This window comes from Paenibacillus radicibacter, from assembly GCF_024721995.1.
Classification (GTDB): domain Bacteria; phylum Bacillota; class Bacilli; order Paenibacillales; family NBRC-103111; genus Paenibacillus_AM; species Paenibacillus_AM radicibacter.
In genome coordinates, this window is the sequence record NZ_JANQBC010000011.1 from 64,773 (window position 1) to 89,045 (window position 24,273).

The window sequence follows — 24,273 nt, forward strand, 5'->3', positions numbered from 1 at the left end:
GATCAACTTGGAGGAAATCATTATGTTACAGAAAACCCATAGCCTTGCTGGCTTACTTGCGGCTGAAGGTGTCATACTTTCAATGCATGTTCCCTTATTATCTTGGGAATCTGCCGCCGCACTCATGATCGGATGTATCGCTGGCCCAATGGCTGATGTCGATAAACCAGGCTCTATAATGGCTAAAGTATTGTTCCCGCTCGCTAGCTTGCTTCGAGCCATTAAGATACGCCACCGCACAATGACGCATTCCATTTTATTTCTAATTGCAATCGGACTCTTACTTTCACCTGTGCCTGATCTATTCAAGTGGACGTTCTTAATCGCCTATGCATCGCATCCCACACTGGATCTTTTCAATATACAAGGTGTTGCGTTATTATGGCCTATGAAAAAGAAATTTCGCATACTCCCCAAATCTTTATCAATTGAAACAGGCTCCGCGGGGGAACTTATTTTCCGAGGTATTCTCATCGGCTTCATGGTATGGATGCCAAGCAGTCATCTGTTTAATTAAAGGATTAACGACATGTATACTTCTACATAAGAATCCACAGGAGGTCTAGCTCATATGATCATGAATGAGAAAATCAAAGCATCTGAAGTCGCCTTAACTGGTGTAGATGGCGAGGACTTAGGAATTGTAGCAACGACAGAAGCGCTTCGTCTTGCCAAGGAATTGAAGGTCGACCTGGTCTGCCTATCCTTAACTTCAAGCCCTCCTCCTTGTAAGCTCGTTAGCCGCGGTGACTACAAGAATGAGAAGAACAAAGAGAAGCAGCAGGAACGTAAAGCGGCTAAAGGGTTGAAAGTCAAAGAACTCAAGCTCTCTCCATTTATTGAAGACCATGATTATGATACGAAAAAACGCCAAGCTGAGCGCATCTTAAGTGCTGGCGACGCTGTACAACTTATCATTCAAGTAGAGAAGAAAAAGACAGACCCGTCCAAGCAGCTTGCTCAGCAGCTCGTTAACGATCTAGCTCCGTTAGGTAAGACAGAAACAGGACTGCAAATTAGCGGCAAGCATGTCATTGTCGTCATTAAACCAAGCTAGATTTGCCCAGCTTAAAGTACTCAACAAGACCACAAAAGAGGTATCCCTCTACTTCAAGTAGAATGAGATACCTCTTTTTCATGATTAACGGTAAAGCTTCACCTCAGCCCAATCGGCATGATCATTAGTCATATTGTCCCCGCCGTCTGTTACGACTAGCTTCAACTGGGAAGCACCACTTAAATCAACATCGACTTTGCCAGGTGATCCACCACCAACCATTAAACCACTATCATATTGCTTCACACCATCAACGAATACTTGGAAAACGACAGTCCCATATGGACCAACTTCATCATCCACACCAACAATTGAAGTAAAGCGCTTGTACTGTCCGTTTAGTTCATACACAATTTCACTATTTGCGTGTGTACCCAATCCCTTTCCATACGTTGTGCCCTGCAGCTTCAGCGGATGTTGATCCACACTCTTGTCATCAGCAACCGTCCGATACCCAACAGTTGTGGAGATTGGATATCCGTCACTTACATAATGCCATGGATAAATCAATTTAGCATCTGCCCAGTCAGCATGATCCGAATTGATCCCATCGCCGCCATCTGTAGCAACAAGCTTTAACTCATTCACATTGGCTACGCTTACATTTACGAGTTGTGTAGGGCTTGTCGGAGTCATCACACCGCTGTCGAATAGCTTAACCCCATCGCCGTAGACTTGGAATACAACAGTTGATGGGCCTTGATCCTGCACATCATCATCGATACCTACTTCAGCAGTGAAGGACTGATATTGACCATTCAGATTGTAAACGACTTGACTTTTCGCATGCGCGCTGATCCCTTTTGTATACGTCTTCCCGTTTAATTTTATTAAATTCCCTCCATAATTCTTGTCTTTCTGAACGACTCCCGAGTCCGTAGTTGCACTCACCCAATTCAGATCACTTACATAATCCGAGAAGTTAGAAATTACACCTGGTACTTTTACTATTGCTTCACTGCCCGATTGCACAGGAACACTAACATAAGAGATCGCCTTGCCATTCAAATCTTTGTGACTTGCCGGTACACGATTGCCATTAACAATTAACTCATTATAATTGCCATAGAATTGCGCTTCCCATGTCATGGATTCACCAGCATTGTTCTTCAAAGTTGTCTTATTATTCCCATCATGACGAACAGTTAGGTCATTGCCGCCAATGCGTACATGATCCGCTTGAACCCAAGGAACATCATTCACAAGTCTTGGCACTGTGTATACGGTATGGTTCGGTGCATCTGGACGAACCCCCATTAAGCCATTAATCGTATTGGATACAATCATGAATGAAACTTCAGGGTACGTATTTCTGCTATTCATCACATTCACATGCCATTGCCATGCTTTATCGTTCTCGCCATGCATATAGAATAGCTCCGGCAAGTAAGTTGTCGCTTCAATTCCGAGCGGCTGCTGCACAACGGATTGATGAATAAAGTTCAGATACTCTGCTGTCTTCGGACCTTGATCGGTAATGAGCTTCAGCGGCATAAAGATGCTATTCTCATGTCCCCAGCTCGTGAGACCCACTTTGTTGTGATTCGCATCATAATGGAACGCTCGAATGTAACGTCCATCCGCATCTGAATACCAATTCGCTTCAAAATAATTGCGCAGTGCTGCTGCCTTCTGTTCATAAACAGCCGCATTTGCCATATCTCCTCTTGCTTCTAATATCTTCGCATAAGATACCAATGCTTGATACTGACTGCCGATCGAGTCGCCTGCTTCAAATAACTTCAAATTTACATCTTCCCAATACGTAGCTAATTGCTTCGTCTCATCCGCTACCCCATTGTGATCTTCATCTTGCAAATTCATAAAGTTTGTATGAATGTTCTCATAATACGTTAATAATTCCGGGTCATTAATCCACTTCGTGTCACCAGTCCACAAATATTGTTCATACGCTTTCTGCACAATTTCGAAGGGTACTGGAAGCTCACGCCAATCCGAATCCATATAATAAGGATCACCCATGAAATCATAGGACCATTTGGGCCAATACGGGTTCGCAGGATTGTTATTTGCCCCCTTCGCGAATGTACGCAGCATTGAGAATGTCTGCTCATCCATATTTAGTAAATGTCCAGCAGCAGACTGATGTGCAATATCTCGGTCGCAGAATGCTTCTCGATTCGTGTAAGAGCCCCAGTAAGCAGGGATAAGTGGTTTGACAGCGTACTTATCTTTGACTCGCGGATCTTCGCATCCACCTGCTTGCATGCAGCCAATACTTTCTCGAACTGCCTGGATATTATCCGTTGTGACATCCATACCTAATGCTCGGTTCTTCGCCCACTCAAAGGAATCCTGTAATAACTTACTTCCAGAGGTCAAGGTAAGGTTGCTGCTTGCGGCTTCAACCGACTTCGATGGAAAACTTGTGAACAATCCAGCCGATAAAGAGAAGAGCATTAACAATGATTTCGCCTTTTTCGCATTTGGTAACATCGAATAATAGCCTCCTTAGCCAATAATAGGATCAACCTCTGCATCAGTTGAAAGCAAGCCAATCTTTTATGTACACGCTTTCAATTCAGATCCGACACAAGGATTTAGTTAAATTTTACTGAATATTTTAATAATTTGCAATAAGATTTAGTAAATATGTTTTAATTTATACAAAAAGGGTGCCCAAAGTTGGCACCCTTACTTAATCGTGTTAGGACATACATGTCTATGATTTCAACGTCTGTCTGAGTCTTGTATCGGCTGTGAACCACAAGCGATCACTAAGGAAGCTTAAGATCATACTTGCAATTGCAGCAGATGCCGATAGACTAAATACAATCAACAATTGATAGCGGACCGCCTCGACTGGATTTGCCCCTGCAATGATCATTCCCGTCATCATACCCGGGAGTTGAACGATTCCGACTGTTTTCATCGTATCAATTGTAGGGATCATGCTGAACTTTACAGAGCGTTTCATTACAGGATGTATCGCTTGCCGCGTTGTTGCTCCTAGCGCTAAATAGGTCTCAATCTCACCGCGCATCGATTCGACCTCCCGTTTCATCTGGTTTAAGAACAGCCCACAAGCGACCATTGCATTACCGATAATCATCCCACTAAGTGGAATCATATAGCGTGCGGTTGGCTCAATAATTTGCAACACAAGAAGTAAGCCTAACGTAATGATCTCGGTGCACACAATCGCGACCGCAATACGCCAGAATACCCCTGTCACCCCTTTCGCCCGCTGCGCGGCATTCCACGTCGCAACCAAGATCATAACCCCAATGATGACAATAACGAGCAGCACCTGCTCAGTCGCAAACACGAATTGTAAGACATAGCCGACCGCAAGCAATTGCACAGTAGCTCGAATCGTTCCAATGAGAATATCTTTCTCAAGACCAAGCTTTTGCTTCATAGAAAGTAGCATTGTAATACCAACAAAGACCAGCGTTAAGACTAGTGCGAGATTAGACATAATTAATGCCCTCCCCACTCCACTTTCTTTCACGTACACTTTGGATCCCTAGAAACTTTCTTCCTGGTTGCGTCCGTGGCTCTTCGAAGAAATCTACCGTCGATACATCTTCTAGAATTGTCCCCTCCGCCAGAAACCAGAGCCGACTGCTACATTGCCTAGCTTGATCCATATCATGAGTTACCCAGATCAGTGTCGTTTCCTCTTCTTCATGCCAATCCATTAACATCATCTCAATTAACTGCTTACTATGCATATCAAGAGATGACGTCACTTCATCTAATAGTAAAATGGCAGGGCGAAGCAGCATCGACCGTACGAGTGCAAGTCGCTGCTTCTCCCCACCAGATAGATCACTTGCCGGTTTACTCCATGCCATCTCCGTCAGGCCCGCACGCTCCATTAAGCGCTTAGCTAGCTTTTCATCGAATACACTCTGATGCAGTGTACTGACAACGCGTAAGTTATCTTCAATCGTCCCTGCCAACATTACAGGTTGCTGTGCAACATAGCTCGCTTGCTTGCGCCACTCCCGTGGCACCCACTTGCTTCTATCTTTCCCTTGCAGCAGAACCTGCCCCTGATCTTCACGATCCATGAATCCGATGATGCGCAGCAGCGTACTTTTCCCCTGACCTGATGCACCGATCATGCAAATTCGAGTCGGCTCCTCAATCGTAGCGGAGACATGAGCAAATAAAACTTGCTCCTGCTTACCCGAATGCATTTTGCCAAGCTCATCAACTTGTAGTATCACGTATGAATTCTCTCCCCACAACAAAGCTAAACGGGCTTCACCATATGCGTGTACTCATGTTCACAAACGATTAGTTTGCCGTCTGCACGATATCCCATCTTCTCGTAGAGCGCATAAGCACCAAGTTTATCTTTTTCAACAATAAGTGCCACTTTATCATGACCTTCTTCAGCTGCTCGCACTTCAAAAGCTTTCATCAGCTCTTTACCGATGCCCTGGCCTTGGTACGCATCATCCACAGCAAGCGAATCCAGATAGTATTCGTCATCGCGGCATTCTTTTTCCAAGATCACATCTGGATTTCCGGTCACTTCAATTAAATGCTTAATAATCGGCTGATCCAGCTCGTCCATCTTACCACCGTCATAAGAAAGCACGAAGCCAACCACTTTGCCATCTATTTCTTTAACAATGGTATTTCGATAACTTAAACGATTATCCCCCTGTTCGAAAAAGGTTTCTAGCGCCTCGTACATGCGCGCTTCATCATCATATCCTGAAAGCTTATTCGCAATATTATCAATTGCAGAGTGCAATAATGGAATAACTCTTTTACTGTCAGATGCTCTTGCTGCTCGTATCATGCTGCTCACTCACTCCTGTAATAAAATTTGAATGGTAGACGGATCTTCCACAATATCTGCCAATGTGTATTCATTAAGTTTATTTAAATATACTTGAAGTGCAGAAGCAAGTAAGTGTTTAAGTTTACATGATGAAGAGAGCTTGCACGTATTGGTCAACACATCGAAACATTCAACTAGATCAAAGTCCTTCTCTGTTTGGCGCACAATATCTCCAATTCGAACCGACTTCGGGTCAACAGCAAGTTTAATACCGCCACCGCGCCCCCTTGAAGTGGCAATAAGTCCAAGCTTACCAAGCTCATGCACCACTTTGATCAAATGATTCTCCGATATCCCATATGACCTTGCAATGTCTCCAATACTCGATTTCTGACCCTCTTCCAGCACGGCTAAATACATCAGAACGCGAAGCGAATAATCTGTGTAGTACGTCAATCTCATCGGTCATTCCTCCACTCTTCATATAGATTAAGCCATTGCATCCCATTTCACAAATTGTAACACGCTTGCCACATAAGATGTATTAATAATGTATCTTTAAAGGTGTATTTGTGTTATAACTTTAATTGTAAGATCTATTACAACTGATTCATTACAATCGTACGGAGGCGAGTAAACATGCTAGATCAGTACACACGTAACATTATTAAATCGACCGTTCCTGTACTTGAAATGTACGGCAATGAAATTACGAAAACTTTTTACAAACGGTTATTCGAAAAACACCCGGAACTGCTAAATATCTTTAATCAAGCCCATCAAAAAGCAGGTGACCAACCGAAAGCACTAGCTAACACGGTCTATGCAGCTGCTGTTCATATCGATCAATTAGAAGCCATTATCCCTGTCGTGAAGCAAATCGCTCACAAACATGTATCCCTTGGCATCAAAGCTGAGCATTATCCAATCGTTGGAGAAAATTTGCTAGCCGCTATTAAGGAAGTACTTGGCGATGCTGCAACACCTGAAATTATCGAGGCATGGGGCAAAGCATACGGCGTAATCGCCGATATTTTCATTCAAACAGAAGCTAATATGTATAACGAATCTTTACAAAAAGAAGGCGGTTGGAGCGATTTCAGACCCTTTGTTATCGATCGCAAAGTCCGTGAATCAGCAAGTGTATATGCCTTCTATCTCAAACCACAAGATGGTGGGGCTATAGCAAAATTCCTACCTGGTCAATATGTGTCTATCAAAATAAACGATGGTCATTACGATCACATTCGTCAGTATTCCCTTACGTGCTGTCCATGTGACGGCCACTATCGCATTGGTGTGAAGCATGAACGTGGTGGCAATCATGCCGATGGCGTTGTATCCACTTACCTGCATAAACAAGCAGATGTTGGTGATGTCTTACTCTTAACACCGCCACAAGGTGAGTTTGTTCTCGATAAAGAAAGCAAGCGACCTGCTCTTTTATTAGGGGCCGGTATCGGTATTACGCCGCTGCTCTCGATGATACGTCCACTAGCTAAGAAGTCTCGCACAGTTTCCATCGTACATGCGGTGTTAAATGGTGAGCAGCATCCTTTTGCAGCAGAAATTCATGATTACGCTCAAAAAACACCTGATGCTCGTGCCATTACGCTGTATGAACAGCCTACTTCTGAAGATCGTGATGCACAAAACTATGATTATGAAGGTCGCATCACACTTGAGATCTTGGAATCCGCTCTACCTGCAACAGATATTGAAGCTTACATCTGCGGCCCAGTACCGTTTATGGAACAAGCCTGTACGATGCTCAAGGAGCTTGGTGTTCCTGCTGACCAAATTCACTATGAAGTATTCGGTTCTGCTCAAGCATTCGGCAATTTACGTTGATATAAACACACCCCGTCATCCCCCAATTGTTTGGTTCGGATTACGGGGTGTGTTGGTTAATTAAGAAATTCCTTTTAAATTTTCTAAATCAAAAGTTACACGCTCGATCATCGAGACGAAAGAAGCGAGTTCCTCCGAATGAGCTGCCTGATTCCTTGCATTGTTAGCCGTTCCCTCTGACTCTACTTGAACTTGCGCTAACAAAGATGTAATCATCTCTAATTTATCCTGAATTTCAGACAACGCTTTCTTCGAGTGTTTCGCAAGCTTACGAATTTCATTGGCAACCACTTCAAATCCACGACCATCTACACCTGCTCTTGCTGCCTCAATTGCTGCATTAAGACCTAACAGATGAGTCTGATCGGAGATCTCTCTCATTAAATCGCCCATTTCATGAATGTGCCCAACCTCATCGTTAAGGGAGGTCACTAAGTTGTTCGCTTTGTCTTGTGACTCTGCCGTACTCATCGCAGTAGTTGCAATCGATTGGGTATTTACAGTTAATTCAGACATCATGGAAGCTAGTTCTTGAACGGCTGCCGATATCCCTGTTAGCATATGCTGTTTCTCATCGGCAATCCTTTGAATTTTGAGCTTCTCATCACGCTCATACGCTTCAAGTACGAGCTGTGAATCCAGATTGAACATCTTCGTAAGCGCATGAATAACGCCTGGCCACTGATCAGGCAGCAACTTCTTAAATTCAGCAATTGCAATGTCTAGATAAATCATATATGTACCCAGGTACCAATCCGTTGTCAGACCAATTCGGGAATGAATCGCTCCAATATGTAATCTGCGCTCAATAAACGATTCATCAATATTTCCTGTTGCGAGTGAAAGAAAATACCAGACTTGCGTTTCCTTCAAGCGATCCAAGCTGCTATGCTTCTCGATAATGCTGCGAAGCTCGTCCTTCTTAATGATTTGTGCATACAATTCATCTACTACAGCATGTACAATTTTCTTAAAAGTTGCTTCATGACTTTGTAGCAATTGCAGTTCTTGATTCGTAATACCGATATACTGAATTTGTTGCAATCTTCTCTGGTCGATGATTGAGATCATTGTTACTCCTAGCCCCCTATTGACACTGTTTACTAAATATTCACAACTCTTTCATTGTAATTCAGAAGCTAGGTGAATCCAATCCTTAAACCTATGAATATGGATTTGTTTTTGAACATATTATGAACCGCGTAGACATTGACATTTTGTAGCAGTACAATTGGGCTATATTCGCAATTTTCATAATGAAAGGAATGTTCACTTTGGACGCAGCTGTCATTGATCCATCGATTACAATGCCTCAATTTTTCATCATATTAGTATTCGTACTTTTGATCGGTTCCTTGGTCTCCCTTGGAATCCTGAGATTTTTCCAAGCCAATAAAAAGTCAGGAACGACCTTCATTGGATTATCGGCTGTAAGTGCGGCAGTGTTTATATTTGTCGTAAATTTATTTTAACAAACAGCAAAAAGACACCCCTCCGTCACAAAAGCGTACCAAATGGTGCGTTTATAGGTGATAGAGGGGTGTTTTTCTTATGTTTATCTAATTCGACAACTTCCTATTCCTACTGGTAGAATGTTTGATGTGATTCCTATTCTTCACATGCTTGAGATTGGCAACGATGATGAAAGAGACAATCACGAGCAGGAACCAAGACGATATTTTGCTAAATGATACGAGTGCCCAAGCTTCACGTTGATTCGGGTACTGCCATGCGCCAAGCGCTGTCGCGATATTTTCGCCAATCCAGATGAAGAAACCGATGCAGAAGAAGGACGCAATAAGCGGCATTCGAAGCCTTGTCTCTCCCAATTGGAACGACACATACGTGCGGAAGTAGAGAATAAACAAGATACCCGTTAACCACCAGCGCATATCCCAGAGCCAATGGTGGGTCATGAAGTTCAAATATATCGCAATACCGAGTGTCATCGACAAAGCTGGATGCGGATAGCGATGCAGTTCAAGCTTCATTAGTCGCCACGATTGGCACAAGTAACTAGCAACTGAAGCGTACATAAACCCGCTGTATAGCGGCACACCGCCGACTTTCGTCCAAGCTTCTTGTGGATATGACCATGAACCCATATAAACCTTAAACAGTTCGAGTGCAAGTCCGATCAAATGGAATAGACCAATCACTTTCACTTCGTCCCACGACTCGATACCTGTTCGATACAAGATATACTGCGCTAGCAAACATACGATCAGCATCATGTCATAAGTCGATATATACGGCACCTTTACAAATTTAAATAAGAACAGTGCACCAAATATAAGGACAGGGAACAAGCACGACTGCGCTTCCAGCCTTGTAAATGTCCATAATAACTTTATCTTTTGTAGCATTTCATCCTAGCACCTTTCTAAGTCTTACTATTCATTTACAGAATTATATCATACTAGTAAAAATAAGGAGTACACATCATGAACATGAAACATCGAAGACTCGCAATTGCAAGTGGATTACTAGCCTTATCCATCGCTTTAAGCGGCTGTTTTGGCGGCTCATCTAGCGGCGACACAGGAACTGACAAAAGCGTAGAATCTGTTAAGCCAGATAAGCTCAAAGACTTGAACGTAGCGGGCGAACTCATTGTAAGCCCAGGTACCGTGCAATCTTTACTCGTCGAAGGCATTATGACGAATGACAAGAAAGAAAATGTCAGCCAAGCGAAGGGAATCAACTACCAATCGAGCAATCCTGAAGTAATTGCTATAGACGAAACTGGTTTGATGAGAGTATTCGACAAAGATACGAACGGCAAATCCGTCACGATTACCATTTCACTTCATGGAAAAATCAAACAAACCTTCGTGACCGTCAAAGCTTCACTTGAAAGCACAGCTAAAGCAAATGGTAGTAGCTCTGTTGTAACGAACGCAATCGACCGCATGGTCGTTGTAAATAAACAGCGTGCATTGCCAGATGGTTATATCCCACCAGATTTGGTTTACCCGAATGTGCCATTCTCCTTCAACGATAAAATTGAAAAAAGAATGATGCGCAAAGAAGCTGCAACTGCGCTAGAGCAACTATTCGCCGGTGCAGCCAAAGAAAACATTAAGCTCGTAGGTATATCTGCATATCGCTCTTACGAAACGCAAAAAGGTGTATTCGCCCACAATGTGAAGACACAAGGTGAAGCGAAAGCTGCTCAATTCAGTGCACGCCCCGGACAAAGTGAACATCAGACTGGACTTGCAATTGATGTATCCAGTGCAAGTGCCAAATACCAGATTGAGCAATCATTCATAAATACAGTAGAAGGCAAATGGCTTGCGGCTCATGCCCATGAATATGGATTTATTATTCGTTTCCTCAAAGGTAAGGAAAGCATTACAGGTTACGAATATGAACCTTGGCATATCCGCTTCGTCGGTATCGATGCTGCCAAAGAGATTCATGCCAAAGGGTTAACACTGGAAGAATACTTCCAAGATGCAGTGCCTGTTCAAGGTGGGAAATAATACAAACTATATCCTAATAGCATTAAGAAAAAGACTTGTTGCCTCCCTCACGAATGTTAAATTCGTAAGGGACGCATACAAGTCTTTATTATCTATATTTCGCAAACTCAGCCATGTACTGCTCCGCTTTGCGTCTAACATGTGTGTAATCACCTGTTTCCAATGCATCTGCAATAAGGTCTGAGCCAATGCCTACAGCGAATGCACCTGCTTTGATCCACTCGCCTAGATTCACCACATTCACACCACCAGTTGGCATGATGTTCGCATACGGAAGCGGTCCCTTGATGTCCTTAATCGTACGTGGACCATACATATTGCCAGGGAACAACTTCACAACATCCACACCAAGTTCAAGTGCAGTCTGAATGTCTTGAATCGTCATCACACCCGGCATGATTGGCACACGATATCGATTACACAATTGAACCGTTGCCGGATTTAATGAAGGTCCAACGACAAACTCCGCACCTGCCAGTATCGCCATTCGTGCAGTTTCTGGATCAAGTACCGTGCCGACTCCAATAATCGCATAATGCTCAGGTTCTGTCGCTGTACTCGAGTAACGTTCACGTAGCGCTTCAATCGCTTTAAGTGCATGAGGTACAGTCATCGTCACCTCAATCACCTTAATGCCACCTGTTATCGCTTCAACTGACATCTCGACAACTTGCTGCCAATTGTCCCCACGCATCACGGCTACAACACCATGCTCATGTATCGCTTGAATCAATTTCAATTTATGCATATTAGAAGTCCCTTCTTCTTCCTTATCTTTCCACATGCACCGCAAGGTTCAACTTCGCTTGTACTTGCTTCCAAGTAGGCAGTCCTTGCCAATCTCCTTCAACTTGAATAACCATCGACCCAAGAAGATTACCAAGGCGAACGGCTTCCTCAAGGGATTCGCCCTTAAGGAGACCACTTAGAAAGCCTGCGCAGAAGGCGTCCCCCGCTCCAACCGTGTCGATAACATGCTCGACATGGATGTATGGGACAGCGCGCACAGCGCCTTGTTCCACGAGGTACGTCACGTTGTCACCGCCTTTGACAACGGACACATTACCAAGCTCATGCAGCTTGTCGAAGATGACACCTTCATCTTCGGTATCATACAAGAGCTTCAGCTCGTCCATGCCCGGCAGGAAGTAATCCGCTTGCGCTGCCAGCGGGAGCAGCATCTTGCGGGCTTGTTCCACGCTCCAGAGTTTCAGCCTAAGGTTCGGATCAAAGCTGACCCGAACCCCATGCTTCTTCGCTAGGCGAACTGCTTCATACACGAGCTCGCAGCAAGGTTCACTTAATGCAGGCGTAATGCCTGTAATGTGCAATATTTTACAAGAAGCGATATAGGATTCATCCAAGATTGCCTCAGTCATCCGGCTCGCAGCCGAATGCGCCCGATAATAATACACGGAAGATTTTCCTGCTACGACTTCACGTATGATTAATCCAGTTGGAACCGTAGTAGAGAATTGTACTCGAGATACATCCACACCTTCACCACGAATGGTTTTGACAATTTTGGTGCCTATCGGATCTTCACCGAGCTTAGAAAACCAACCCACACGATGCCCAAGTCGAGAAAGGCCAATAGCAACATTGCTCTCCGCTCCGCCAAATGAACATTCCATCGTACTCGTGTATTCGATACCTTTACTGCTAGTCGGCATCATCAGTCCCATCGTTTCGCCGAACGTAATAACCTCTAATAATTGATGCATCGTAAACACATCCTTATCCTCTTATCGGTTCATCCATCCGCCATCCACGCACAGGACATGCCCATGCATATAGTCCGAAGCGTTAGAAGCTAAGAATACGACTGGACCTTGCAAATCCTCCGCTCTTCCCCAGCGCCCTGCAGGAATTCGATCCAAGATCGACTTATTACGATCCTCATCTGCCCGAAGTGCTGCTGTATTGTCCGTTGCCATGTAGCCCGGTGCAATTGCGTTCACATTCACACCTTTACTTGCCCATTCATTTGCCATGGCTTTCGTAATCCCTGCCACTCCATGCTTAGCAGCCGTGTAACCTGGTACATTAATCCCACCTTGGTACGTTAACATGGATGCAATGTTGATGATTTTACCCGAACCTTGCTTGATCATCTCACGACCCGCATATTGACTAAGGAAGAATACACTATTCAGATTCAGATCCAGTACATCGTGCCAATCGGATGCAGCGTGGTCTGCAACTGGTGTACGTCGAATGATCCCTGCATTGTTCACTAGAATATCGATTCGTCCCATTGCTTGAACCGCTTGATCCATTACGCTTTGCAAGATGCTCTCGTCGCTTAAATCTGCTGTGATCGTATAAGCTTCACGACCCCTTGCTTGAATTTGACCCACCACATCGTCCGATGAACTATGTGTCGTCACAACCGTAACATCTGCACCTGCTTCCGCAAGTCCAAGTGCAATTCCCGCTCCAAGACCACGTGCCCCACCTGTCACAACTGCCTTCTTACCACTTAGATCAAATAAGTTCATAACCGTCACCCCGTCGATTATTGTATAGGCACACCTGCACCCTGATAGCGATTACGCATCGCTGCATCCAATCCTGAATCCGTAATGATTGCATCCATTTCTGATAACTGTGCAAATGTCATGAGCGCGTACTTATCGAACTTCGAATGATCCGCAACACAATAACGATATTTCGCGCATTCGATGAGTGCCTGCTTCTGCTCTGCTAGATCAGACGTATAGATCGTCAGACCGTAATCCAAGTGAAGACCTGTCGTCGATATAAACACTTTCTGCACATTTAACTTTTTCAAAAAAGAAAGAGATTCTCCGTTCACAAGCAAGTTTCGCTTCTGATACCCACCCGGAACGACCAAGTGAATCTGGTCTTTATGAACCAATTCACTGATGATAAACAGATCGTTCGTAATAACTGTAAGTGGCGCATTCGGTAAGCGTCTTGCCATCTCAAGTGTTGTACTGCCGCCATCCAGCGCAATAATGTCGCGTGGTTCGATACGCTCTAGCGCCTTGGCTGCCAGCTCACCCTTCTGCTGTAAGCAATTCGTCATTGCTGCGCGACCAGGGAATGAGCCTACATGACCGTCATTCTTCGGAACTGCACCACCGTGTACGCGAGACAATAATCCTTGCTCTTCAAGCTTCTCTAAATCTTCACGAATGGTCTTACCTGTAACACCCATTAACTGACTTAGCCCTGCACTTTTCACTTCTCCATCCTGAAGCAAAAGTTCCATGATTTTCTCGTGTCTCTTAATTACCGATAATGACATTACTTCAAATCCCTCATTGCAACGCCATCCATGTCGCCGAATTCTTGATTTTCACCAGCCATCCCCCAGATGAACGTATAATTGCTCGTACCTACACCGCTATGGATGGACCAACTCGGGGAAATAACAGCTTGTTCATTACGCATCACCACATGGCGCGTCTCTTCAGGTTCACCCATCAAGTGGAACACAGCTCCATCTTCTGGCATGTCAAAATAGAAGTACACTTCCGAGCGACGCAAATGCGTGTGGCACGGCATCGTATTCCACATGTTGTTAGGCTTAAGCAGTGTCATGCCCATTACAAGCTGACAGCTATGCACACCTGCCGTATGGATATACTTATAAATCGTACGTTCATTAGAGGAAGACAATTGACCATTATGTGCGGGTTCTGCCTCTGTGATCGCAACTTTCGTAGTTGGATAAGCTTTATGCGCTGGACAAGAATTGAAGTAGAACTTGGCAGGGGATGACGCATCTTCACTTTGGAAGAAGACTTCTTTCGCACCGAGTCCAATGTACAAGCAATCACGGAATTCCATCATATATGTCTCACCATCGACAAAAACCGTTCCTTTTGCCCCAACGTTAATGATCCCGATTTCGCGACGATTGAGGAAATACTCTTCACCAATGTCTTGCTTACTTGCTTCAAGTTTCACCGATTCTTGGACGGGTAGCACCCCACCTACAATAAAGCGATCTACGTGGGAATAAGTCATCGTTAATTGCTCAGGGACGAATAACGATTCAATCAGGAATTGTTCACGCAATTGTGTTGTATCCATTCCTTTTGTTTCTTTTGGGCTTACTGCATGTCTAATTTGCATGGGGTAACCTCCAAATATATGATTTATTTTAAATATTCAAGTTCCTTTTCTTCTATTTGATTATAATATGAACGTTCATTTATGTACATATATGTTTATTTAATAACACAAAAAAAAGTACTGTCACAACATTTACGTTGCAACAGTACCACAATTTCATCTTAATTGTATTTTTTCACTTCAAATGTTGTCTTACCATCTTTACTGCTAATTAATGCAGACTTCGCCTTTATAGTCTCGCCTTTATAGTCAAAATCTTGATCCGAGAAATTAGCGATTATCGACATGTCATTGCCATACATCGCAATTTGCACTTTGCCATCTTTAGATAGAACTTGATAGCCGGTCATTTCTTTCTTCACCGCTTGTTCATGGAAGGGTGCCCATACTTTAAGATAGTCCGTGATCATCGCTTTGTTCTTCTCCCAATTCTCAGGGTCGAGATGATACATGGGTGGTACATTATACAGCAGTTCTTGCAGCATACGATTGCCTACTTCACCCTTAATCTTGAGGCTATCCCATTCCCAATGGTGTGTCGTAATAACAGAATCGTTGTACACGAGCTTGAACAAAGGAACCGAATACGTCGGATCAATGTAGATCGGCTTGTATGCATCTTTAATCGGCACCTGCTTGCTGTAACGTTCAGGGATACCGCCAGTTGATGAATAATACGCACCTACGAAATACTCACTTTCCTTATTCTTACGCATATCCTCGTCGCCCCACTTAATCACAGGCGTTTCAATGCCATGGGCAAATGCGATGACTGTACTCGCTAGATCATTCCCGCCTTCAGAACCAACGACCATGCCTCTATCTTTGGCAATGTAGTTCATCCGCGCAAGACGGGCTTTCAGATCCTGTGATTGGGTCGTAATGTGGTCTGGCGAGTAATCATCGTAGATTTCTCCTGTCGCATCACAGTCAATGAACCACGAGTTGAAGCTGATGTCATCTTTCATAATTTCATCTAAACGCTGCTTCACACTTGGCATCGACAGCGTCGGGTTGAGCTTGCGGCCTCTTCCTAAGAACCCGCTCACTTTGGTTCCATCTTCCCGACTAACCGTCGCATTTTCATATAAACTAGCATCTTTAAAGTAAGCTGTATTCCACGACTTGTCTTCTTTCTCCTGAATAGAATGATAGGAATCATAAGGTCCAATCAGATAGCCTTCTTTATTTGCAGCATCTACAAATGCTGGATTCATCAGTCCATTCGCCCAGTTTGGCAAGCCAACCCACGCGCGATTGATGCCGGATTTTTTCATATCTGCAACAATAGCAGTTGAATTCGATTTGCCCCATTCAATCACATCACTTGCAGCATCCGACAATAAACTCTTGAGTAATTCTTTATTCAGTTCATACAACTTCTGCTCGCTTAGTTTGTCTACACCTAGATCCACCAGCGACTTCGCTGTCGGACTTAAATAAGTGAACACTTGTGGTTGATATAGCTGTTCTAACTTCAATAGTTGATTGAATGCACGCAGCAGCACTCTTTTCTGATAACGATCGAGGTAGTCCTGCTTCATCGCTTGCTTGGATACCGTATTGAACTCCTGTGCACCATCAGGTGAATACTTCGTTAATAACTCCGATATCCACTTGTTCGTATCTGCATTCAACTTCGTTCGCAGTAATTCCCACTTGATATTATCTTCACGCAGCAGTTCATCGTTCCACAAATAAATGTGAGGCGCACCGAACAACTTCGCAATATCTGGGTTGTCTTTTACTTTGTCCTCAAGCGTTACGAATTCGCCCTTCTGCTTCATATAACTTCGATAAAGCTTCGCAATTTGCACAGGATCATTGTCTGTAACAAACAACTTAAATCCATAACTTTTCTGTTCATTAATCGAGGGGAATTTATGATTGAATTTGAAACTAATCGCTTGGGCCGTGTCGAATTCCAATTCGTTATTAAATGGATTGTCTACGATATACATGAGCGCATAATCCTTCTTATTCAACGCAAAAAAGTTCATCGAGAACGATTCGATCCAAGTCAAAGCCTCATCTTTCAAGAAAGCTTTCCAATGCGGGTCTTGACTCGGAATTTTCTTCCCTTCCCACAGCGGTAACGTGTAAGACTCAGCCGATACCTGTGGCCACATAAATTGTTTAGCTCCTAAGGAATCAATCTGAATATCCAAGTAGTTTTTCTTCTTTTCAATTGTCACTTTTGCCTCATTCGGGTAACTCCATGACACTTTGTTTGCTTCTTTTACATAATCAGATATTTTTGCTTTCGGCAGAGGAAGTGACGCACTTTCCTTTACTCCACCATGTTCAATTGTAATGTCGAACGTCTCTGGGTTTACATCGAACGTAAAGTCTTGTCCCATTTTCTCCAAAGCTTGATCTGAAACTTCGTTCTTCGCTTCTTCTTTCGGTTTCGTACATCCGGTTAACATGCTTGCACAAAGTACTGCAACAAGCGTCCAAATTACCTTTTTCTTCATACCATCACTCCTTGACTCTATCATAAAAGGCGAATGTTACACCAATGTGGCAAAAATAGTGACCAATAGACTATATGAACACCCTTACATTGCCTATAAAATAAGTAAGTTACGTCAAATTGTATGTCTAATGACTCACAGCCATTATTGAAGGAGATGAACCACTTGAAGAAAAAACTATCCTGCATCATGACCATAATCCTAGCGCTATGTACAGTCACTCCTGCTTATGCCGCGTCCGGTGACTCCATGTTCAAATTACCTTCGATGTTCCTCGATGTATCTGATACCCACTGGGCAAAATCTTACATCAATCAAGCTTACATGGATGGCTACATCATCGGTTACAAGACTGGAGAGTTCCAGCCAGAGAAAACGATCAGCAAAGCGGAATTTATGAGCATTCTATCCCGCATTAACAATACAAAAGTGAACGACTCTCAAGAATTAAAAGAAATAGATGGGCACTGGGCAGAGAAAGATATGCTGTCTTTGCTTAACAATGGTATTCTTGTTGACCTGGACATTCTGCACGGATTCAAACCAGATGATCCGATTACACGCAAAGATATTGCGAAGCTAATCGCAAAGTCTCTTGCTTTTAACAACAACACGTTCGTTCGTACGTTAGACAGCTTCAAAGACTCGTTCGTGCCACTTAAAGATTATAAGAAAATCTTAGCGGATGACTACAGCCCGTACATCTCCATTGTGTTCGGGACAGGCATTATGGTCGGTAAAGATGACAACCGCTTTGACCCAGACGGTCTTGTAACACGCGCCGAAGCATCCAAAGTGATTACGGACTTTGTCAAAGCCAAAGGAAAAGCGATGAATGAGTTCCCGAACTTACTTGATCTTAAGCAGCTAAACGATATTCTCAAAGGTAAAGCTCGCTTCGATAAAGACGACAGCAGTGAAACCCTGAAACAATATATGATATTCGCATTTAACGATGCGAAATTAAATTAATTGGGTTCACATTCACATTAAAAAATGGTTGAGCAGGGTCACGTTCCTGTTCAACCATTTTTGTTTTAGTACGGATATGGAGTTGGTGTTGGATATGGGCACAAGTAATTCTGATTCGGATACGGACAAGGATAATATCCTGGTGGATACGGACCACTTGGGTATGGATACGGCACAGGAACATAGTTCGGTTGATTGAACAGGAACGGAGTCAGGAACAAGAACGGCGCTAAATTGCCAAACCCTCCATGATGTCCGTCGAAATGTCCATGTCCACCCGGTGGTGGAACCGGAAGATGGCCACCGCCGCCACCCATGTGTCCTCCTCCACCTCCGATGTGCCCGCCTCCCATATGACCGCCGCCAACCGGGCGCTCGATATACGCATAAGGATCATATGTCGGTTGCTCATAACTGACTTCATTTGACCTCATCGGATAGTTGTTGGGCTGATGATTCTGCATTTGCTGATTTGGCATTAGCTGATTCGCATTCGTAATCGCCATGAAATTGTTCATTCCTCTCCACTTGGGCTAGCCTAACGTTATGCTTTATCTTATGTGCAAGTGCCTAGTTAGGTGAACGCCTAGTGGAAATTTGGGCGGGACAAGCAGCTTATCGATTCAGCAGCGATCCCACATAGCGGAGCAGTTCATTGGCGCAAGCCGGGCAATATCCATGCTCATCAATCAGTTGCTTGGTAACATCATTAATACGCTTGAGTTGTTTCTCATCTGGCGTCTTCGTCGATGTCGTAATCTTCACGATATCCTTCAAATCCATAAATAACTTCTTCTCAATCGCTTCACGCAGACGGTCGTGGGAGCTGTAATCGAATTTCTTTCCTTTGCGCGAATAGGAGGAGATGCGAATTAAGATTTCTTCGCGGAATGCTTTCTTCGCATTTTCCGAGATGCCAATCTGCTCTTCAATCGAGCGCATGAGGCGCTCATCTGGGTCCATGTCTTCACCCGTTAAGGGATCCGTAATGCGTCCCCAGTTGCAATAAGCTTCAATATTATCCAGATAATTGTCAAATAAAGTTCGTGCTGATTCTTCGAAGGAGTACACGAATGCCTTCTGCACTTCTTTCTTCGCAATTTCATCGTATTCTTTGCGCGCCGCCGAGATGAAGTTCAAGTACCGCTCGCGCTCTTCCTTCGTAATTGACGAATGCTGATCGAGGCCGTCTTTAATTGCCCGTAGCACATCCAGTGCATTGATGCATTCCAGATCGTGCCGAATGAGCGCGCTCGAAATCCGGTTAATGACATAACGAGGATCGATCCCTGACATGCCTTCTTCGGAAAACTCGTTCTGCATTTCTTTCAGATCTGATTCCTTATATCCTTCTACAATCTGGCCATCATACATTTGCATCTTCTTGAGCAGATCCATCCCTTGTTTCTTCGAATCTTTCAGCCTTGTTAGGATAGAGAATATCGCAGCTGCCCGCAAAGCATGCGGAGCAATGTGGACATGGGACATGTCACTTTGCGAAATGAGCTTGCCGTAAATTTTCTCCTCTTGTGAAACTTTCAGATTGTAGGGGATATGCATAACGATGATCCGGGATTGGAGGGCTTCATTCTTCTTGTTCGAAATGAACGATTTATATTCGGATTCGTTGGTATGCGCAATAATAATTTCATCCGCCGAAATTAACGCGAATCGACCTGCTTTGAAGTTACCCTCTTGTGTGAGCGACAACAAGTTCCACAAGAACTTCTCATCACACTTCAACATTTCTTGGAACTCCATGATCCCACGGTTCGCTTTGTTTAGTTCACCATCAAACCGGTACGCACGCGGGTCAGACTCGGAGCCGTATTCCGTAATGGTCGAGAAGTCAATCGATCCCGTTAGATCAGCAATATCTTGCGATTTCGGATCAGATGGGGAGAACGTACCAATCCCGATACGCGCTTCCTCGGATACGATAACCCGCTCGATTTCAACTTTTTCAATGTCACCGCCATATTCGGTCTTCAATCGAATTTGGCAAGAAGGGCATAACGTTCCCTCAATACGGATGCCAAGTTCTGCCTCCACTTCAGGTCGCAGGTCATGCGGAATCAAGTGCAAGGGTTCTTCATGCATCGGGCAGCCTTTAATCGCATATACGGCGCCTTCTTCTGTTTTGGAGAATGCCTCTAGACCCCTTTTAAGCATCGTAACAAGTGTCGACTTACCACCACTTACTGGACCCATGAGCAGCAAGATCCGCTTGCGTACATCGAGTCGTCTAGCTGCCGAATGAAAGTACTCCTCCACCAGCTTTTCAATGGAATGATCCAAACCATAAATTTCCTGATCAAAAAAATTGTATTTCCGCTGACCGTTATCCTCATGAATACCATGCGACGCAATCATGTCATAAACACGCGAATGAGCAGTCATCGTCAGACTCGGATTTTCGCGAACCCTATTAATATACTCGGCAAATGTCCCTGACCATGCCAGCTTTTCTTTTTGGTCACGATGCTCTGCGACTCTTCTGAAAATGTCCATGGGTTCCTCCTCTCGCCTGCTGCAAAGTGGTATAGGTATGGCTTGTGATAGCCCTTGCTTGTGTATTACATACCTATGCGCTAATGCGGATGAAGTTTCATAATATTTTAGTTTAGAACAAGCCAAAATAGGCGCACACCGCCTCTATCCTTAGAGCCTAAACGGTTTGACCAAAATGACTGTGGTATAATGAAAATAAAAGTGAAACACGGTTGCACGTTCATGGGAGCAGGTGAAGGAATTGGCGATTAGCAGTGAAACGGAGCTGTACGAGCCGATCAAACAGTTCTGGGAAGCGCGTGGTTATGAGGTGAAAGGGGAAGTTCGACATTGTGATGTCGTCGCGGTACGCGGAGATGAACAGCCTGTCATAATTGAGCTGAAAAAGAGCCTGAATATCCCGTTGCTCGTGCAGGGGATGGGTAGGCTTAAGCTATCGCCACTCGTCTACGTGGCGTTCGAGCTGCCGCCCAAAGGGCGTGCTCCGCACCGCGTCAGCTGGTCCGAGCTGCGCACGATGTGCGGCATGCTCGGGCTAGGGCTGCTGACGGTGCGCTTCTACAAGACAAGGAAGAAGCCCCTTGTCGAAGCGCTTTGCCACCCGCCGGCGCTCAGCGCGGCGGGGGAGTATGCAGCACCACCAGCACAGGGCGCGGTGGTGAGAGAGCCCAGCCCCGCCTATCAAGGGCGGGGCGATGGGGCTGCACCGCAGGCGCCTAGCGCTGCGGTGGAGGCGAAGCTTACGCGCCCCCGCAAAGCCGGGGTGCGCGTAAGCAAGCGGGCCGCCGACAGGCTGGCGGCCGAGTTCGCAAACCGCCACGGTGATTTCAACGTGGGCGGCTCTACCCGCGTGAAGCGCGTGACCGCCTATCGGGAGCGCGCGCTGCTTCTCGCATGGACGCTGCACGAGCATGGGCCGCTTACAACGCGCAAGCTGCGCGAACTAAGCGCCTTCAAAGAAGCGACAAGCTTCATGCAGGCGAACTACTACGGCTGGTACGAACGCGTGGAGCGCGGCGTCTATCGCATTACCGCTGAAGGCGAAGCTGCACTTACGACATTCGCACATGTCGTCGAAGTTATTCGCAAGCAATTGCCCTCGACCAGTTAGCAATTGAATGCTCCTCTCCTAACACACAGCAAGGCAAGCCCACATGAAGATAAGGCTTGCCTTGCTGCTTACTCTCTATCATTTTCCGAGTCGAATGAATCCGATCTCTCTACTGCAAGTTCTCGTCTTCCACAATATTTGTAGGCGCATCTGCATCTTCCGCTTGCAGCTGGGTTGCCCCTTCATTCATCGCTTCTGCACGACTTTCCGCATCAAATTCTGCATTCGTCACGAATGTATTCAAATCTTCTTGTTGTTCTCCGTTATTATTCATATTTGACACCTCCTTTATTACCCGTATCCTTCTATGTAACTACTCTAGTATGAGCCTCAAGCACTTGTTTTATGAACGATTCGACAATTATTTTGTCACCCTACTAATGGATGATGTATACTATTTTTTACAAGATACGAATGAGGTGAACACATCGTGAATACCCCCATCAATGCTTCTACAGATGTCTTACAAGCTCGATCTGCCCCACAAACTAAAGTCAAGAAAAATACATATCGCAAGCTGTTCATCGCGTGGTTAATCTTAATCGTGCTCGGCGGCGGGACTACTTTCTTGTATACAAACTACTTAAAAAAACAGATCGCAAGTGACATTGCACATCAAACTGAGCAGCAGCTCCTAGTCGTACAACAAGACTATCAGAAGCAAGTAACCGACCTGAAAGAAACAGTTAAAGCCGACATGGCGCAAATGCAGGCAAAAGTCGACACACTTAACGAATTGCTCGCTTTTACGAAAGATAGTGCGAACTCCAAGACAGATAACTCGAATCAGCTCTACACCCAGCTTGCCGAAGTGAAGAAGCAATTAGAAGAACTCCAACAAAACTTGGAAGTGCTCAAATGATTAGCCGTGTACAAGGATTAAACCGTGTCATGCTACTCGCTTGTGCTCCATTTCTAGGCATGATGATCTACTTGCTGTTTGCGACTTTTCCCGTGCAGCTTCCAAGTGTATATACGGAGGCTGCAACAAGTACATTTGAACTCGAAAGCTCATCACTTCAGGAGAAATTGGTTACAGCAAACTTAGAAGCCGTACAGACCAAGAGCATCATCGAACGGTTTCATCAGCTCTACCAACAAAGTACAGCAGATGTTGGCCAAATGCTCACTGTAGCAGCAGATAGCTTGCTTCGACCGGGTGTTATCTACGATGAGCGTATTACATCTAAACTTGGACGTGTGACTAGACACGCTTCTTCCGCTAATATCGATCTGAAGCTGTTCCCTTTTCAAGAAAACAATTATCATGGCTATGCGATGAAAGTAACGTTGAAATCCGACAAAGCGATGCGTTTGACACTTGGTAAGGACAAGCTTGGCAGTTCAGAGACTACCTTAGAGGCAGCTCGCCGCTATGGTGCTTTTGCCGGTGTGAACGCGGGTGGATTTGCGGATGAGGGCAGTACGGGGAAACGTTTCCCACTGGAGACGACCATGATCGGCGGTAAATATGTCTACGGTTTCTTCCCTAGCTATGACAATCTAACCTTCATTGGACTAAACAAGGAACGCAAGCTTATCGGAGGGACATTCGGTTCTCAAGCGGAGCTCGACAGTAAGAATCCATTATTCGGCGCTACATTCGTTCCTACATTACTCAAGAATGGTCAGAAGACGACGATCCCAAGCAAGTGGCAAACTACACCAGCACGAGCAGCGCGAACCGTTGTTGGGAACTATAAAGACGATCAACTCGTGTTTATCGTCACAGACGGCAATGATGAGAGTGGGCGCTCAGGTGCAACCCTCGCTGAACTTCAGAACAAGCTGCAAGAATTAGGCGTGCGTGATGCGTACAACCTAGATGGAGGTGGATCATCGACACTCATTTTTGCAGGTGAAGTGATCAATCGACCATCAGATGGCAAAATGAGACCACTTGCGACAAACTTCCTCTTTTTTAAATAATTATG

At 44.7% G+C, this 24,273-nt stretch carries 25 protein-coding genes; 9 read left to right on the top strand and 16 right to left on the bottom strand.

Going from position 1 to position 24,273, the window contains the following annotated elements:
* The first annotated feature begins 22 nt into the window (after window positions 1-22).
* Together NV379_RS19280 and infC are read left to right on the top strand one after the other, a co-directional pair.
* A complete protein-coding gene (locus NV379_RS19280; RefSeq protein ID WP_258208967.1) occupies window positions 23-517 on the top strand; it encodes a metal-dependent hydrolase in 495 nt (164 codons plus the stop codon).
* Window positions 518-571: 54 nt separating this feature from the next.
* On the top strand, window positions 572-1,057 hold the full coding sequence (gene infC, locus NV379_RS19285; RefSeq protein ID WP_258208968.1) for a translation initiation factor IF-3: 486 nt from the start codon (window positions 572-574) through the stop codon (window positions 1,055-1,057).
* An 84-nt stretch (window positions 1,058-1,141) separates the two neighbouring features.
* Here infC and NV379_RS19290 read toward each other — a convergent pair whose 3' ends face one another.
* The 5 genes from NV379_RS19290 to NV379_RS19310 all read right to left on the bottom strand — a co-directional run bounded on the left by NV379_RS19290 (window position 1,142) and on the right by NV379_RS19310 (window position 6,284).
* Window positions 1,142-3,514, bottom strand: coding sequence for an NPCBM/NEW2 domain-containing protein (locus tag NV379_RS19290; RefSeq protein WP_258208969.1), 2,373 nt, complete (start codon window positions 3,512-3,514; stop codon window positions 1,142-1,144).
* Between the two features lie 226 nt (window positions 3,515-3,740).
* Complete coding sequence (locus NV379_RS19295) at window positions 3,741-4,499, bottom strand: ABC transporter permease (RefSeq protein ID WP_258208970.1); 759 nt, start codon at window positions 4,497-4,499, stop codon at window positions 3,741-3,743.
* Window positions 4,492-5,256 (bottom strand): ABC transporter ATP-binding protein, encoded by a 765-nt coding sequence (locus NV379_RS19300; RefSeq protein ID WP_258208971.1) that lies wholly within the window; start codon window positions 5,254-5,256, stop codon window positions 4,492-4,494. Before NV379_RS19300 ends, NV379_RS19295 begins: the two co-directional genes overlap by 8 nt.
* A gap of 26 nt (window positions 5,257-5,282) precedes the next feature.
* The gene (locus tag NV379_RS19305) at window positions 5,283-5,840 is read right to left on the bottom strand and encodes a GNAT family N-acetyltransferase (protein WP_258208972.1); all 558 of its coding nucleotides are present in this window, start codon (window positions 5,838-5,840) and stop codon (window positions 5,283-5,285) included.
* A gap of 9 nt (window positions 5,841-5,849) precedes the next feature.
* Window positions 5,850-6,284 carry an RrF2 family transcriptional regulator gene (locus tag NV379_RS19310; protein WP_258208973.1) on the bottom strand — a complete coding sequence of 145 codons (435 nt, stop codon included), beginning with the start codon at window positions 6,282-6,284 and terminating at the stop codon, window positions 5,850-5,852.
* 177 nt (window positions 6,285-6,461) lie between these two features.
* Between NV379_RS19310 and hmpA the strand changes: the two genes are divergently transcribed.
* Window positions 6,462-7,673 carry an NO-inducible flavohemoprotein gene (gene hmpA, locus NV379_RS19315; protein WP_258208974.1) on the top strand — a complete coding sequence of 404 codons (1,212 nt, stop codon included), beginning with the start codon at window positions 6,462-6,464 and terminating at the stop codon, window positions 7,671-7,673.
* 60 nt (window positions 7,674-7,733) lie between these two features.
* Here the strand turns inward: hmpA and NV379_RS26110 are convergent, their stop codons facing one another.
* A complete protein-coding gene (locus tag NV379_RS26110) occupies window positions 7,734-8,744 on the bottom strand; it encodes a protoglobin domain-containing protein (RefSeq protein WP_308860311.1) in 1,011 nt (336 codons plus the stop codon).
* A gap of 185 nt (window positions 8,745-8,929) precedes the next feature.
* On the opposite strand from NV379_RS26110, the gene NV379_RS19330 reads away from it, so the two are divergent.
* Window positions 8,930-9,145 (top strand): hypothetical protein, encoded by a 216-nt coding sequence (locus NV379_RS19330; RefSeq protein WP_258208975.1) that lies wholly within the window; start codon window positions 8,930-8,932, stop codon window positions 9,143-9,145.
* Between the two features lie 87 nt (window positions 9,146-9,232).
* Here NV379_RS19330 and NV379_RS19335 read toward each other — a convergent pair whose 3' ends face one another.
* Complete coding sequence (locus NV379_RS19335; RefSeq protein WP_258208976.1) at window positions 9,233-10,039, bottom strand: DUF817 domain-containing protein; 807 nt, start codon at window positions 10,037-10,039, stop codon at window positions 9,233-9,235.
* Between the two features lie 78 nt (window positions 10,040-10,117).
* Between NV379_RS19335 and NV379_RS19340 the strand changes: the two genes are divergently transcribed.
* Entirely contained in the window at window positions 10,118-11,161 is a 1,044-nt protein-coding gene (locus tag NV379_RS19340) for a M15 family metallopeptidase (RefSeq protein WP_258208977.1), read from the top strand.
* 88 nt (window positions 11,162-11,249) lie between these two features.
* On the opposite strand, the gene NV379_RS19345 is transcribed toward NV379_RS19340, so the two are convergent.
* From NV379_RS19345 to NV379_RS19370, 6 genes are all read right to left on the bottom strand, one after another.
* On the bottom strand, window positions 11,250-11,909 hold the full coding sequence (locus NV379_RS19345; protein ID WP_258209129.1) for a bifunctional 2-keto-4-hydroxyglutarate aldolase/2-keto-3-deoxy-6-phosphogluconate aldolase: 660 nt from the start codon (window positions 11,907-11,909) through the stop codon (window positions 11,250-11,252).
* Window positions 11,910-11,931: 22 nt separating this feature from the next.
* On the bottom strand, window positions 11,932-12,885 hold the full coding sequence (locus NV379_RS19350) for a sugar kinase (RefSeq protein ID WP_258208978.1): 954 nt from the start codon (window positions 12,883-12,885) through the stop codon (window positions 11,932-11,934).
* A 21-nt stretch (window positions 12,886-12,906) separates the two neighbouring features.
* Window positions 12,907-13,662 (bottom strand): 2-dehydro-3-deoxy-D-gluconate 5-dehydrogenase KduD, encoded by a 756-nt coding sequence (gene kduD, locus NV379_RS19355; protein WP_258208979.1) that lies wholly within the window; start codon window positions 13,660-13,662, stop codon window positions 12,907-12,909.
* A gap of 17 nt (window positions 13,663-13,679) precedes the next feature.
* Window positions 13,680-14,435 carry a DeoR/GlpR family DNA-binding transcription regulator gene (locus NV379_RS19360; protein ID WP_258208980.1) on the bottom strand — a complete coding sequence of 252 codons (756 nt, stop codon included), beginning with the start codon at window positions 14,433-14,435 and terminating at the stop codon, window positions 13,680-13,682.
* Window positions 14,435-15,268 carry a 5-dehydro-4-deoxy-D-glucuronate isomerase gene (gene kduI, locus NV379_RS19365; RefSeq protein WP_258208981.1) on the bottom strand — a complete coding sequence of 278 codons (834 nt, stop codon included), beginning with the start codon at window positions 15,266-15,268 and terminating at the stop codon, window positions 14,435-14,437. The genes NV379_RS19360 and kduI overlap by 1 nt, the downstream gene beginning before the upstream one ends.
* A gap of 161 nt (window positions 15,269-15,429) precedes the next feature.
* Entirely contained in the window at window positions 15,430-17,745 is a 2,316-nt protein-coding gene (locus NV379_RS19370) for a glycoside hydrolase (protein WP_258208982.1), read from the bottom strand.
* A gap of 189 nt (window positions 17,746-17,934) precedes the next feature.
* Between NV379_RS19370 and NV379_RS19375 the strand changes: the two genes are divergently transcribed.
* Window positions 17,935-18,717, top strand: coding sequence for an S-layer homology domain-containing protein (locus NV379_RS19375; RefSeq protein ID WP_258208983.1), 783 nt, complete (start codon window positions 17,935-17,937; stop codon window positions 18,715-18,717).
* Window positions 18,718-18,782: 65 nt separating this feature from the next.
* Here the strand turns inward: NV379_RS19375 and NV379_RS19380 are convergent, their stop codons facing one another.
* Window positions 18,783-19,223: a hypothetical protein gene (locus NV379_RS19380; RefSeq protein ID WP_258208984.1), complete on the bottom strand. Its 441-nt coding sequence runs from the start codon at window positions 19,221-19,223 to the stop codon at window positions 18,783-18,785.
* Between the two features lie 109 nt (window positions 19,224-19,332).
* A complete protein-coding gene (locus NV379_RS19385) occupies window positions 19,333-21,228 on the bottom strand; it encodes a PrkA family serine protein kinase (RefSeq protein WP_258208985.1) in 1,896 nt (631 codons plus the stop codon).
* Between the two features lie 241 nt (window positions 21,229-21,469).
* Between NV379_RS19385 and NV379_RS19390 the strand changes: the two genes are divergently transcribed.
* On the top strand, window positions 21,470-22,339 hold the full coding sequence (locus NV379_RS19390) for a DUF2161 family putative PD-(D/E)XK-type phosphodiesterase (protein WP_258208986.1): 870 nt from the start codon (window positions 21,470-21,472) through the stop codon (window positions 22,337-22,339).
* Window positions 22,340-22,448: 109 nt separating this feature from the next.
* Here NV379_RS19390 and NV379_RS19395 read toward each other — a convergent pair whose 3' ends face one another.
* Window positions 22,449-22,613, bottom strand: coding sequence for a hypothetical protein (locus NV379_RS19395; RefSeq protein WP_258208987.1), 165 nt, complete (start codon window positions 22,611-22,613; stop codon window positions 22,449-22,451).
* A 156-nt stretch (window positions 22,614-22,769) separates the two neighbouring features.
* Here NV379_RS19395 and NV379_RS19400 point away from each other — a divergent pair, with 156 nt between their 5' ends.
* Window positions 22,770-23,201, top strand: coding sequence for a hypothetical protein (locus NV379_RS19400; protein ID WP_258208988.1), 432 nt, complete (start codon window positions 22,770-22,772; stop codon window positions 23,199-23,201).
* Window positions 23,198-24,268, top strand: a complete 1,071-nt coding sequence (locus NV379_RS19405; protein ID WP_258208989.1) for a phosphodiester glycosidase family protein — start codon at window positions 23,198-23,200, stop codon at window positions 24,266-24,268. Before NV379_RS19400 ends, NV379_RS19405 begins: the two co-directional genes overlap by 4 nt.
* The last annotated feature ends 5 nt before the right edge of the window (window positions 24,269-24,273 follow it).